Below are 13,241 nucleotides of genomic sequence, written 5' to 3' on the forward strand. Positions count from 1 at the left end.
CCCATACCGCACCGCCTGATCCGAGAGCCGCCCGCAGACCATCCCCGCGTGATTACGCACAGGATGCACCCTCCGCCCCACTATTCGTGAACGGGCCTCCAGGGCAAGCCTTCTAGCAGTTTCGGAATGGCTTCGTGGTGCTGCTGCGCTGGGCGAGCCAGGTGCGGACCGGGCCGGCGTTGACGACCGCGTGGGTGCCGGAGAGGAGGTCCGCGTGGCTGCCGCCGGCGGGCTGGACATGGACGTCTCCGACGGTGAGGGCTTGCCATCCGGTGACATAGCCGGGGTCGCCGTCGGAGGCGGTGAGCAGCARCAGGCCACAGCGGATCGTTCCGTCCAGGGGCGCCTCGGCGTACCAGCGGGCGTAGCGGGTGACAGTGTCGGCGACGCGGTCGGCACCCGTCTGGTGGACGTGCGCCGTGAGGCTCGGGTCGCCGAGGACCTCCTGGACCGTCTGTGCCACGTCGTCGTCGGTGGCCGGGGTGCGCCCAGCGGGAGGTGCCGAATCGAGCAGGACAATGCCGTCGACGGATTCGCCGCGGGCCTGCAGGGCGAGGGCGGTGGCGGCGGCGAGGACGCCCCCGGCCGAGTAGCCGATGAGGAAGCGGGGGCCGCTCGTTCGGGTCGCGGCGATGAGACCGGCGGCGGTGGCCGCGGGGTCGGCGGCGTCGGGGAAGTCGAAGCCGTAGACGCGGAAGCCGAGGTGCTGGGCGAAGCCGGCCATCGTCCATGCATAGCCGGCGATGGGCGGGAAGCAGTAGATGGCGGCGCCGTCGCCGTCGGCCAGCAGCTTGAGCGGGCTGTCGGCTGTGGGCCGCTGGTCAATGAGCCGAGCCAGGGCGGCGGCGGTCTGGGCCTGGTAGACGTCGATGATTGACACGTCGCGGCGAAGAACTTCGCGGATGCGGATGGCCAGCAGCGCGGCACCGAGGCTGTGGCCGCCGGCGACGAAGAAGTTCTCGTCGAGGGAGACGGTGTCATCGGCGAGCACCTCGCGCCACAGCGGGAGCAGCACCCGTTCTGTGGCGGTCCGGGGTGGACATGCGGCCGCTCGGTGGGCCTGCTCGGGGGCGGGCAAGGCGTTGCGGTCGGTCTTGCCGTTGGGGGTGCGGGGCCAACTGTCCATGACGACGACGTCGGCGGGCACGGCCGCGGTGGGCAGGCACCTGCCGAGGGCGGCGCGCAGGCTGAGGGTGTCGGGCTCCTCGCCGGGTTCCGGGATGACGTAGCCGCACAGGCGGAGTTCATCGGTGCCGGGCACGGGGCGGAGGACGGCGGCGGCCTCGCGAACGCCGGGCAGCGCACGCAGGCACTGCTCGACCTCGCCGAGTTCGATCCGGTGGCCGAGGAGCTTGACCTGGGCATCCGCCCGGCCGACGACGATGAGGTCGCCTGTGGGGAGGCGGCGGGCGAGGTCGCCGGTGCGGTAGAGGCGCTCACCGGGAAGGGACGGTGATGCGGTGGTGAACTTCTCGGCGGTCAGGGCGGGGTCGCCGACGTAGCCCTTGGCCAGCCCGACGCCGGCCAGGCATAGTTCACCGACGACGCCGGGCGGCTGTTCGACCAGACGGCTGTCGAGGACGTATGCGCGCACGTTGGGGATAGGCCGGCCGATGGGGACCGGCGAGGAGTCGGCCACGGCCCGTATCGGGTCGATCCGGGCGGCGCAGCTGATGTCGGTGGCCTCCGTGGGTCCGTAGATGTTGAGCAGGATGGCCTGGCATTCCCCCGATTCGAGCCAGGGGCGGAACCGGGTGAGGTCGGGGGTCTCGCCGCCGAGTGCGAGGTGGCGCAGTGAGCGCAGGGGGCGGAAGCCGTCGGCAGCGGCCAGGCCGACCAGCGGGTAGACCGCGGAGGGGACACCGGGGTTGAGGACAGTGACCTTCTCGCGGACGACGAGGTCCAGCAATGCGCGGGGGTCGTAGGGGGTGTCGGGGGCGAGGACGACGCCGGCGCCGGCGATCAGGGGTGCCAGATAGTTCTTGATGGAGGCGTCGAAGCCGCAGGTGATGACCTGCAGCACCTGCGTGCCCGGGCCCATGGCGCAGGCGTCCGTGTACCACCACAGCAGGTTGACGAGGGACCGCATGCCGACCGCGACGCTCTTGGGGACGCCGGTGGAGCCGGAGGTCTGGATGACGTACGCGGTGGCGTCGGGGCTGTGCTGGTCGTCCACCGGGGCGGCCGGCCGGACGTCGAGGGCGCGCCGGTCGTACTGGCGTTTGTCGGCGGAGGCTGTGGCGGTGCGGGATGCCGTCCTGACGACGTGGAGGAGAACGTCGTAGGCGAAGGTGGTGAGTTCCTCGTCGTGGAAGGCCATCGGGGTGACTTCGACCCGAACGATTTCGGGGAAGTGGTGGGGAAGGTCCTCGAAGAAGGCGGCCGGGATGAAGAGAGCGTCGGCGGCGGACAGGGGGCGTCCGCCGTGTTCGGGCCTGTGCCGGGCGGCCACGGTGGCGAGGAACTCCTCCCGGCGCGCGGCGTCCCACACGTGTCCCAGGTAGACGGCGCCGCAGTCGCCGACCCTGGCGATGGCCTCGCCCAGCACGGTGCGTAGGTAGTTCATGCCGCCGAAGCTCTGCACGACGCTGTTGAAGACGACGATGTCGAAGGGGCCGGCGGATTCGACGGGCAGTTCGTCGAGGTTGAGGGCGGCGAGTTCGTACAGGGAGACGTTGTCGAGGGCGTTCTCCTGGCGGGCGCGTTGGGCCCAGCGGAGCACGCCGGCCGACGGGTCGATGCCGACATACCTGCCCACGAGGGGTGCGAGGCCCCTGAGGGTGGTGCCGGTGCCGCAGCCGATCTCCAGCATGGTGGCGTCCGGGGAGAGGTAGGCGGCGATCTTGTTCGCGGTGGCGCGCACGTACTGGTCGAGGGTCTCGTCGCTGATGCGGGCGCCGGTGTAGGGGCTGCGCCAGCCGTTGGCGGCGACGGGGTCGTCGGCGTGGTCGGCGACGTAGTTCCACAGCTCCAGGCTCATCCTGGTGCCGGCGGGCTCCAGTTCACCGAGGACGCCGAAGGAGTCGACGCAGATGGCGCCGCTGGTCGCGGGGCTGTTCCAGAAGAGGTCATTGAAGGTCGTGATGAGGGAGCGTTCGGAGATCAGGACGCGGGGTGCCGTGTCGCGGACGAGGGCGTACAGCCGGGCGTCGGGCAGTTCGGGATTGAGCGGCACGTAGGCGCCGCCCGCCTTGAGCACGGCGAGGAGGGCGACGACGAGCCGGTAGGAGCGTCGCAGCAGGACCCCGACGTAGACACCGGGGCCAACGCCCTGATCGACGAGGAAGCCGGCGAGCCGGTCGGCGTCGGCGGCGAGTTCGGCGTAGGTGCGGCGGGCGGAGCCGTCGACGACGGCCACGGCGTCGGGGGTTGCGGTGGCCTGCTCGGTGAACAGGTCCCCGACCGTACGGTCGTGCGGGAAGGGACGGACGGTGGCGTTCGTGTCGCGTACGGCGGCGACGGCCTCGTCGTCGCTCTCCCACAGCGCCACGTCGGACAGTTTCACGCGTGGACCTCCCTTGTGACGGCTCGGGCCAGCCGCTCCAGCGCGGCCAGGTAGCGATCGACCGTGCTGTGACGAAACAGGCGGCCGTCGTACTCGAATGCGACCCGGAATTCGTCGGCGGTGTCGTGGACGTAGAGCGTCAGGTCGAACTTGGCGGTGTCGAGGGTGACGTCGATCAGCCTCGACTGGCTGAGGAAGAGCCCGTCGGCCCTGCCACCGGCGCTGGTGCCGGGCGGTGGGTCAGCCGGGGCGGGTCCGAAGACGTCGGCGAAGTTCTGGTAGGCGAACATCACGTTGGTCACGGGCTGGGTACCCGCCGTGCGCTGGGGGTTGAGGTCCTTGACGACCACGTCGATGGGGCAGTCCTGCTGTTCGAGCGCGGCGGTGAGGGCCGTGAACGCCTGGTCGGCCAGCTCGTCGAACTCCATGTCCGGGCGGGGAAAGAGCCGGATGGGCAGCACGTTGACGAAGAAGCCGACGAGGTGCTCGACGTCGGGGTGGATGCGGGCGGCGCTGCCCATGCCGACACAGATGTCCTCCAGGGACGTGAGCCGGTGCAGCAGCCAGCCGAGCAGGGCGAGGAAGACAGCGGCGGGGGTGCGGTCGGAGCGGGCGGCGAGTGCACGCAGCCGGGCGGACAACTCCCTGTCGAGGGTGCGGGCGCAGGTGCCGCCGAGGAACGCCTCCTCGGCGTCGGGTCGGAAGTCGGCGGGCAGCGGCAGATGACCGGCGACGCCGCCGAGCCGCTCACGCCATGCGGGAGCGCGGGCGGCGACGTCGCGGGTGCGGTCCCACAACGCGAAGTCGCGGTAGCGGGCGGGCAGTTCGGGCAGCACGGCGGGCTGTTGACGGCGGGCCGCCCGGTAGGCCTCGTTGAGATCGCGGGAGAGAACGACGATGGACCAGCCGTCGCAGATGATGTGGTGCAGGGTGAGGACGAGCCAGCACCTGTCCGTCGACAGCCGGACGATGACGACGCGGGCGAGTGGCGCCTCGGTGAGGTCGAACGGCGTGGCCGCCTCCGCCCTGATGACCTGCTCGGCGGCCTCGGTGGGTGCGGGTGCGTCGGAGACGTCGACGGTACTCAGCGGAAGGCTGATCCGGTCGTGGACGATCTGGCGGGGCTCGCCGTCGCGCACGGTGAAGGATGTGCGCAGGCTGTCGTGCCGATTGACGACGACGGCGAGCGCTTTCTCGAGTGCCGTGCGGTCCAGGTCGCCCTGGTCCATGACGATGGGCACGTTGTAGGCGAGCGAGCCGCCGAGCTGGTGAAGGGTCCACATACGCTGCTGTGCGTACGACAGGGGGTAGTCGTCGGCGTCCTCGGCCCGTGGCAGGTGCGCACCGGGAGCGGTGCGGCTGTCGGGGCCGAGGGCGCCAAGGGCGCCAAGGACGTGGGCGAGGGCGCGAGGGCTGGGATTGTCGTAGACGGTGCGGAGGGGGACGGCTATGCCCCAGCGGGCGGAGATGCGGTCGGCCAGCCGCAAGGCCTTGAGGCTGTGACCGCCCACGGCGAAGAAGTCCTCGTCGGGTGCGAGGCCGGGGCGGCCGAGGATGACGCCGAAGAGGGCGGCGAGCTCCTTCTCGTCGACGGTGCCCGTGACGGCGGGTTCGCCGAGGGCGGCGAGCGCGGCATCGGCGCCGCCGGCCGCCGCGGTGGCTTCGTCGGTGAGGGCGGCGCGGTCGACTTTGCCGTTCTGGGTGTGCGGCAGCTCGGCGCGGCGCAGGAAGCGGGACGGCACCATCCAGGGGGGCAGGTGGGTGCGGGCGTAGTGGCGCAGAGCGTCGTCGTCCACGCGGGCGTCGGCCGCGTAGAAGGCGACGAGGTCGCGGTCGCCAGCGCCGTCGGGCACGGCGACGACAGCGGCCTCGGTGACGCCTGTGCAGGAGACGAGCACGTTGCCGATCTCACCGGGTTCGACGCGGTAACCGCGCACCTTCACCTGGTCGTCGGCGCGGCCCAGGAACTCCAGTTCCCCGGTGTCGGTGAGGCGGCCCAGGTCGCCGGTGCGGTACAGGCGCGGGCCGCCCGCGCCATCGGTGACGAAGCCAGTGCTGTCCGCCTGCCCGGGGTGGAGGTAGCCGCGGGCTAGGCCCGCTCCGCCGATGCAGATCTCGCCGGGTTCACCTGTCCGCAGGATGCGCAGCTGTTCGTCCCTGACGTCGACGCTGACGCCTTGCAGGGCGGTGCCGAGGCCGAGGGCGGTGCCGTCGAGGGGGGTGCTGCGGTCGACGCGCAGGCAGGTGGCGTCGACCGTGGTCTCGGTGGGCCCGTACATGCTCCACACGGTGAGGGAGCCGCCGGCGGGCCGGCCGAGGAGCCGTCGCACGACTGCGGTGGGCACAGCCTGGCCGCCGGTGACGATGTGCCGCAGGGCCGTGGTGGTGCTGCCGAGCCCGACGTCGACGAGGGCGGCGAGGAAGGGAGCGACGACGTTGATGAGACCGACGCGGTGGCGAGCCACGAGTTCGAGGAAGCGGTGCGGATCGCGTCGGCCGTGCTCGTCGAGGACGAGCAGGATGCCGCCGTTGACGAGGCAGGACAGGCTCTGCTGGAGTGCGGCGTCGAAGACGAAGGGCGCCGACAGGGCCTCGACGGTGCGCCCGCCGAGGGGCGCGTACAGCATGTTCTGCAGGCCGGTGACGAGATTGGTGAGGCTGCCGTGCTCGATGAGCACGCCCTTGGGGGTGCCGGTGGAACCGGAAGTGTAGAGCAGCGCGGCGAGGTCGCCCGGCCCTGGGACCGCCTCAGGAGTGGGTCCTGGGGTGCCGGGTTGATCAGGTGTGAGGACGGTCAGGTCGCCCTCGCCGATCTCAGGGACGGCGTTGCGCCCCGCCTCATCGGCGACGACGAGGCGAGAGCCGCTGGCGGCGAACAGGAGCCGAAGACGTTCTGCGGGGTACTCGGTAGTGAGCGGGAAGTAGGCGGCCCCGGCCGACAGCACACCGAGCAGGCTGGAGACCGTCCACTCGGAGCGTGCGGTGAGCACCGCGACGGGCTCCCCGCGGCGGATGCCGGCGCGCAGCAGTGCGCGGGCGAGCCGGTCGGCACGCGCGTGAAGTTCGGCGTGCGTGACGCGGTGGGTGCGTCCCTGGCGCTCGCAGATCACGGCCACGGCGTCGGGCGTCCGCTCGGCCTGCCCGCGGGCGAGCGCGAGCCAGGTACGGTGCGTGGGGTCGGGGGTACTGTCGGCGGTGGGTGTAGGACGGGTCGGTGCGTTCATGAGCTCTTCCGCGTGACGAACTCGTCCTTGACGACGTAGCCGTCGAGGCCGTGCTGCTCGCCGTAGGCGACGAGGTCGCTGGTGCGGTTGATGAAGCCGCGGCCTGAGAAGTTGAGGGACGTGTTACACAGCACGCTGTAGCCGGTGAAGTCGCGGAACGCGATGAGCAGACGTGCGATCTCGGGATTCTGCTCGGGTGTGACGGTCTGGATTCGGGCGCTTCCGTCGACGTGGGTGACGGCTTGGAGCGCATCGGTGCGCACGTCGCCGAAGTAGAGCATGTGCGGGTCGGGAAGCCCCCCGGAGAACCAGCGGTGGGCGTCGCTCTCCAGGCAGATCGGGGCGATGGGGCGGTAGCTCTCGCGCTGTTTGACGGCGTTGAGCCGGGTGTGGGTCTCCTTGCTGAAGGGCGCGGCGAGGATGGACCTGTTGCCCAGGGCACGCGGCCCCATCTCGTAGCGGCCCTGAACCCAGCCGATGAGGTTGCCCTGTTCCAGGAACCGGGCGACCTCAGCGTGGTCGAGGGGGCGGACGTCGTAGCGGGACGGGTCGAAGGCGGCGTCCTCGACGAATTCCTCCCCCGCGTACACATCCCACGTGACGCGGGCCGACCCGGTGTAGTGGAGCTGGGCGTCGATGGCCGTACCGAGGGCGGAGCCGCTGTCGTTGGGGCACGGCGGCACGAAGACGTAGGGGAAGAGCTCGCAGTCCGCCCAGCGCCGGTTCCACTCGCAGTTCAGGCCACAGCCGCCGGAGATGAGCAGCGGCAGCCCCTCGGTGAGGTGCTCGGCTGCGTAGTCGTAGAAGCGGGCGAAGATGGCGTCGGAAAACTTCGCCGCCAGGTTCTTGTACTCCTGCGTCTGGATGCCGATGTTGTGGTAGGGCGACCAGGACACCTTGTTCTTGGGGAGGTCGAGAAGKATGCCTTCCTGGTCGAGGAGGTACTCGATGAGTTCCTTCTCCTCCGGCAGCACGGCGCCGCGCTCRGCGAAACCCGTCAGCGCCATCTGCTTGCCGGCGTCCTGGAAGCGGAAGTGACCGGGCAGATCGGGGAATCTGGGGTCGGCCAGCGCGAAGAGGTACGCGTACTTGTTGCCCGGGTCCGTCAGGACGTGCTCGAGGTGAGTCACATGACCGGACTCGTCGATGCGGTAGAACGAGCCGATGTTGCCCTCCCACACCAGGCAGTAGCAGGGCTGGCCCTCGGGTACGGGGCCGAGGCCGTAGGCGGTCATAATGTGGGAGCGCTCGTGGGTGGAGGAGAAGATTCGCGTCTCCCGTCCGAAGAAGGTGCCGGCCTCGTCGGACACCGAGCCGGGGCCGACGCCGAAGTAGCCGGTGCGGGTGGGGGGTTCGACCGAGTGCCAGCCCTTGACCCAGCCGCCGATGGCCACGACGTCGGGGTGGCGGCCGAGGCGGTCGCCCGCACGGACGAGCAGGTCGGCGGTGAGTCGGTCATAGCGCGGGCAGGAGTCCTTCTCGGCCTCCAGCGAGAACAGCAGCTTCCCGTCCTCGATCGCGGCGACCGCGCCGTCATGGCCTTCCTTGAACGACAGGATCAGCACGTTGCGTTCAGCTCCTTCGGGTGTCGTGGGAATGGGGCCGCGGTTGCGCGGTTCGACGAGGTCGAGCCGTACGGGCGTGCCACGGACGAGCCGTCCGGCGGCGGGCGATCACCTGCCCCTGCCGAGGGCGGATCCCCTGCCAACCGGGCTGTCGCCGTGGGAGGCGCGGGCCGACGACGAGCGTGCCGCCGGCCGACAGGTGCACGCCCGCCGTCAGAACGGGGTCATGGGCGGGGCTGCCCCACAGGCACGGGGCGTCAGGAACGGACGATCCGCTCGTTCAGCTGCGTCTCGGTCGCGGCGAAGATGTCCGCCGCGATGCCGGAGAGGGCGGGTGCACAAGCGGATGGCTCGAAGGTCTGCACGGGGGTGCGGCCTGCTGCGAGCCGCCGCCAGTACGGCGGCAGGCAGTCCAGGCGGGAGAACATGCCACCGTCCGGGTCAGGCGCAAGGTAACGCACGGTGCGGACACCGGAGTTGAGGAGCCTGACTGTGCACATCGGGCAGCACTCCAGTGAGGTGTACATGATGGTGCCGCGCCCCGAGTCCAGCTCGGGGAACCGAGCCTCGAACACGTCGAGGGCCTCCGCCTCTGCATGTGCCGAGGTGTTCCTGCGCGGCCACAGCAGCCGGTTACGGCCCTCGGCGACGATGCCGCCTCCACGGACGACGACGGCACCGACGCCGTAGTTGCCCTCGTTCACCGACAACAGCCCCAGGACACACGACAGCCAGGCGTACGGGTCTTCGGGACCGGACAGGCCCTCGGTGTCGGTGAGCCGTTCGGCCAGGGTGGCCACCTGGCCGCCCGCCGGCCGCAGTTCGTCCAGGAGCACACGGCCGCGCCGGTACCCGGGGGCAGTCACTTGTTCTCCAGCACGAGCCCGGACGTCGCAGCATCGGCCTTGACGAGGGGCAGCAGGTGGTGGCGGGAGCTGACGAAGCCGTCGCTGTTCATCACGATGCCCTGCTTGAGGAGCCGACGGGTGAAGTCCTCCCTGGCCCGGTACGTCCTGTCCTCGTCCGAAAGGCCTTCCGAGGTCAGGCCGAGATAGACGGCGATGCCCTGACCGCGCTTGTGCTCGGCGAGGGCGATGATGTCGGACAGCCGCGGCGGCTGGTAGTTCTCGATCTTCTCCGCGCGGCCGGCCCACTGCGTGCCGCGGGCGACGTACATCGGGTTGAGGCGGATCGTCAGTGGAATACCACGCGCAGCGCAGTGCTCGTGCAGGTAGTTGGTGGAGGCCTCGGCCTCGGCCCAAGCCTCCTCGTCGGTCATCACCGGGTCCGGYTTGAACAGGACGTACGCGGTCAGCTCACAGCCGGCCTCGGCCACCACATCGAGGCCGCGGAGGAACACCYCCAGCGGCTCGCGTTTGCCGAGCACTCGTTCGCGCAGGTCCTCGTCAAGGGTTTCAAAGCCCGTAAGAATATCGRGCTGCTTGCCGCTTTTTTCCGCTATCTCCCGGAGTCGTTCGGCGCGCAGGAACTCCAGGCGGGTCTCCAGCACGATTTTGCGCACGCGGGGGAGCTTGCGGATGGCGGCGGTGATCTGGGTGAGTGCTTCCGTGGGGAAGGTGGTCTCGTCGAAGACGGAACCCTCGTTGGCGATGGTAATGCGCTCCAGGACGCCTAGAGCATGCCTGTCCTCCTCCAGAACGTACCGGAACTGGGCGAGAACCCCAACCTCCGGAATCCACTCACGCGACGACTTGAACGGCAGGGCRCAGAATTTGCACTGGTAGCTGCAGCGTTTGGTGTTGAACAGGATCGCGAGGTCCTGTTCGCCGAGGAAATTGCGATGCAGAAAGAAGTGGGGGCGATCGGATGCGGGCGCCGATTCACCCATGACCTTCGGAGGGCCAAAGGTTCGGTAAAGTCCACCGAGGAATTCGTCGAGCGGTAGGGACATCGGTTTCCCTTTCACTTGAACCGGCGTTTTTCTTTACATCCGGCGCCCCGAGGGCGCGGCAGGTTCTTCAGGTCGGCACGAGGACGCTTCCCGCGTCGGGCGCGGTTCCGGCGGGGCGCGGAATCTGACGGGCCCGCTCCGGCTCACTGTCGTGAGAATGGCCAGCGCCACGACCGTGCAGCAGGCCAGTACGGCCCACGGCGGCCAGGGGGAAAGGGTCGGCTGGACGACGAGCACGGGTGCGGCGCCGTCCGCGACTCCGAAGGAGTGCTGCGACACGGCAAGGTAACGGCTACGGTCCCACTCGGGCGCCACGGCGGCGGCGAGGCCGTTCCTCGGGAGCCCTGCGCAGGAAGGCGAGGTCATGCAACGCGGTGACGACGGAGAGGTACGAAACCGCGGCGGGTGCGGCTACGAGGACGGCGGCGCCCATCGCTGCAGCCCAGACCGCGAGCAGCACCGGGGCCGTCTGAGTACGCGCACCGGTTATGGCGGCCGAGTGCCCGCGCCGGGGCGGCAGGCGTCGGCGCGGGCACTCGGCCGTGCGGCCGACCGGGGACGTTCCGCTGGATTGATGAACAAAGAAGCTCCGCTGTTCTGGTAGCAACGTAATACTTCTATTGCTACTTTTCGTCGCCTTCTCGGTGCACCTTGACGCTGCGGGCTCAGTATTTCACTGAAGTGATGATACGAATACTAATCAGGGTCTTCAACCACTGTCAACCACTGTCGACCACTGTCGACCATGTTATCCATTTACGACTGAGTCTGTGATGTTGCTGCCAGGTAGCCGTTGGGACGGATAGTCGGCCGGGGTGGTTACCGTCGCCGTCCCAGCCCCGGCATCGGTTGGTGATCCACCACTCGACAGCTTTGTCGTAGCGGGCGTGCGGCAGGGCTCCAGCAAAGTTGCTTGTTAGCAGATCGCAAAGCCTTCCGCCGGGTGGATCTGATGGATCGGGGCTGGTGGCGGTGTCGACACACCGCGGTGAGCAGATACGAGGTACGGGCATGGCCCAGGGCTGATCATGGCGTTTCCTGCATCAGCCTGACCGTTGCCCGAGGTGCCATACCCGCCGCACCGTCATCGTTGATCGACCCTGGGCTTGGCCAGCTCGTGGCGGGTGTCGAGAAGAAAGGGTCTCCGGATCCGGCGGGGCTGCTCGCCGTGTTCGCCCAGGTTCCTGATCCTCGCGCTCGCCGGGGTGTGCGGCACCGGCCGGGTGTGGTCCTCACCTTGGCGGTGTGCGCGGTCCTGGCGGGTGCCCGTTCGTACGCGGCGATCGGCGAGTGGGCCGCCGACTGCGGCGAGGCGACCCGCACGGCGCGGGGTATGTGGCCAATCGATAGGGTGCCAGCTGGTGGGGCGGGTCAGGTGGCCTTCGAAGGTCATCGCCGGGGGATCTGGGCGAGACGATGGTCGTCGCGCACGCCGTCGTCGCGGCCGAAACCGGGGCGATGGTCACCGTGCTCATCGACGACGGGGCGGGCGCCGCGATCGCCACCGCCGAACGAAGGCGGCTGGAACGGCTACGGATGCAGGGGAGGCCCGTAGGCGGACTGAGGCTGGTGAGCACGCTGACCGTTCTGGAACGCGCGGCAGGCAGAGAGCATCTTCCCGACCTCGCCGCGATGCGCTCCCTCTACGCGCGACTCCGCGCCGGTGACGACGGCCTGCCGCCGATCGAAAACACCAGACTGCTCGGCCCGGGTATCTGGGAGCATCCCACCGAACCGGAAGCCGGCGAGCCCGGTACCTGAACGGCTCCCATCGCCCAGCAGCCCGCGTACGACCACAGGCTCAGTAGCCGCTTTCGGTCTCTCCAATCCCTGCGCGAACCTGTTCCTGCAGTTCACAGGTCCGATCATGGTGTTGGGTGCGCCCAACCAGCACTAATGCGAACCTGAACCTGCAGGTCAACGGCCCGGCCGTGTCCATCGAACCCATCCACGCGAAGATCCGCCGGGCCGGCTACAGCGGCAACGCGAACGCCAGGAAAACTGGCTGGCGGCCGGCTAAGGCAGCAGAGTGAAAGCGGGGACGTGGCTTGGACGGACCACGCTGAAGTGGCGGCGATCCAGCGTGGCGACGTGCACCGCTTGGAACTTCTCGGCGACCGCGACGACGAAGGCGTCGGCGGTGCCCAGCGGAAGACTCGCATACCGTTCGACCAGAACGGCGGCCCGATGCGCGTCGGCAGGTGTGACGGGCACCAGCTCGTAGACACCGTCCGCCACGTCGCGCAGAAAGTCGGCCTCGGCCTTCGCTCCGGCCCGGCTGAAGAGCATGTAGCCGATCTCGGAGAGGAGCGGGGCCGGTAGCAGAAGTGGCCCGGGAAAGTTCTGGAGCAGGTCGACGCACTGCCTGTGGTGGTCGTCCTTGCGGTTGGCGACCGCCACCACGGGGCCGGTGTCGACGACGATCACGCGCTGCGGCGGTCCTCGTCGCCCCAGGCCTCGCGCATGATCTCCTTGGCATGCTCGCCCAGATCTGGTTCGCCGTCGAAGACGGCCGTCGTGCGGAACTGACGACGGGGGCGCTCTCCGCGCTCCACCGCCGCCCATTGCCGCAGCAGCTCCACGGCCTCGGGTAGCCGGTCCTCCGGCAGCGCGTCAAGCAGCCGATGTGCTTCCTCGCGCACGCTCATGCAGCCAGTGTAAGTGCCCTGCCCGCGTCCGACCCTGCCACCGACGTGGTCTCCATCCCGGGAAGCCCGACGTCTCGTTACGACCCGGCGGTCGCAGGCATCCACACACCCCGGCGGCTCCCGACCCGCACCATCGCTCCGGCCGGAAAGTCCGATCTCGCGAGGGCGTGGCGGGAACCGAACCTGAACCTCCAGGTCATCCCTGACCGGGCCCTTCGTGTGACCGTCTTCCGGCTCTCGGGGCCGTGCGCGAACCCGTTCTTGCAGGTCAGAGGCTTGATCGCGCTGTTGGGTGCACCCAACCAGCACTAATGCGAACCTGAGCCTGCAGGTCAACGGCCCGACCGTGTCCGTCGAACGAGCCCACGCCAAGATCCGGCGCGACGG

General features: G+C 69.6%; 8 protein-coding genes and 1 pseudogene. 2 read left to right on the forward strand and 7 right to left on the reverse strand.

Going from position 1 to position 13,241, the window contains the following annotated elements:
- Nucleotides 1-112: 112 nt before the first annotated feature.
- The 5 genes from CC117_RS03500 to CC117_RS03520 form a co-directional block, all read right to left on the reverse strand.
- Complete coding sequence (locus tag CC117_RS03500; RefSeq protein WP_071082330.1) at nt 113-3,505, reverse strand: AMP-binding protein; 3,393 nt, start codon at nt 3,503-3,505, stop codon at nt 113-115.
- Nucleotides 3,502-6,729 carry a non-ribosomal peptide synthetase gene (locus CC117_RS03505; RefSeq protein ID WP_071082331.1) on the reverse strand — a complete coding sequence of 1,076 codons (3,228 nt, stop codon included), beginning with the start codon at nt 6,727-6,729 and terminating at the stop codon, nt 3,502-3,504. The genes CC117_RS03500 and CC117_RS03505 overlap by 4 nt, the downstream gene beginning before the upstream one ends.
- Nucleotides 6,726-8,294 carry a carbamoyltransferase C-terminal domain-containing protein gene (locus CC117_RS03510; protein WP_071082332.1) on the reverse strand — a complete coding sequence of 523 codons (1,569 nt, stop codon included), beginning with the start codon at nt 8,292-8,294 and terminating at the stop codon, nt 6,726-6,728. The genes CC117_RS03505 and CC117_RS03510 overlap by 4 nt, the downstream gene beginning before the upstream one ends.
- 257 nt (nt 8,295-8,551) lie before the next feature.
- Nucleotides 8,552-9,160 carry a deaminase gene (locus CC117_RS03515; RefSeq protein WP_241829806.1) on the reverse strand — a complete coding sequence of 203 codons (609 nt, stop codon included), beginning with the start codon at nt 9,158-9,160 and terminating at the stop codon, nt 8,552-8,554.
- Nucleotides 9,157-10,206, reverse strand: a complete 1,050-nt coding sequence (locus CC117_RS03520) for a radical SAM protein (protein WP_071082333.1) — start codon at nt 10,204-10,206, stop codon at nt 9,157-9,159. The genes CC117_RS03515 and CC117_RS03520 overlap by 4 nt, the downstream gene beginning before the upstream one ends.
- A 952-nt stretch (nt 10,207-11,158) precedes the next feature.
- Between CC117_RS03520 and CC117_RS40255 the strand changes: the two are divergent.
- Together CC117_RS40255 and CC117_RS03525 are read left to right on the forward strand one after the other, a co-directional pair.
- A pseudogene (locus CC117_RS40255) lies at nt 11,159-11,518 on the forward strand (transposase family protein); the annotation flags it as partial.
- 104 nt (nt 11,519-11,622) lie between these two features.
- On the forward strand, nt 11,623-11,967 hold the full coding sequence (locus CC117_RS03525) for a PIN domain-containing protein (RefSeq protein WP_198541713.1): 345 nt from the start codon (nt 11,623-11,625) through the stop codon (nt 11,965-11,967).
- Nucleotides 11,968-12,222: 255 nt separating this feature from the next.
- On the opposite strand, the gene CC117_RS03530 is transcribed toward CC117_RS03525, so the two are convergent.
- Together CC117_RS03530 and CC117_RS03535 are read right to left on the reverse strand one after the other, a co-directional pair.
- Nucleotides 12,223-12,633: a type II toxin-antitoxin system VapC family toxin gene (locus CC117_RS03530; RefSeq protein WP_071082334.1), complete on the reverse strand. Its 411-nt coding sequence runs from the start codon at nt 12,631-12,633 to the stop codon at nt 12,223-12,225.
- Nucleotides 12,630-12,854 carry a hypothetical protein gene (locus CC117_RS03535; RefSeq protein WP_071082335.1) on the reverse strand — a complete coding sequence of 75 codons (225 nt, stop codon included), beginning with the start codon at nt 12,852-12,854 and terminating at the stop codon, nt 12,630-12,632. Before CC117_RS03535 ends, CC117_RS03530 begins: the two co-directional genes overlap by 4 nt.
- Nucleotides 12,855-13,241 lie beyond the last annotated feature (387 nt).

Origin of the sequence: Parafrankia colletiae (assembly GCF_001854655.1) — a bacterium.
Lineage (GTDB): Bacteria > Actinomycetota > Actinomycetes > Frankiales > Frankiaceae > Parafrankia > Parafrankia colletiae.

Excerpts from the sequence above, each read along its gene's own strand:
- CC117_RS03525 (WP_198541713.1), top strand. The coding sequence starts at position 11,623 with ATGGTCGTCGCGCACGCCGTCGTCGCGGCCGAAACCGGGGCGATGGTC.
- CC117_RS03535 (WP_071082335.1), bottom strand. The coding sequence starts at position 12,854 with ATGAGCGTGCGCGAGGAAGCACATCGGCTGCTTGACGCGCTGCCGGAG.
- CC117_RS03505 (WP_071082331.1), bottom strand. The coding sequence starts at position 6,729 with ATGAACGCACCGACCCGTCCTACACCCACCGCCGACAGTACCCCCGAC.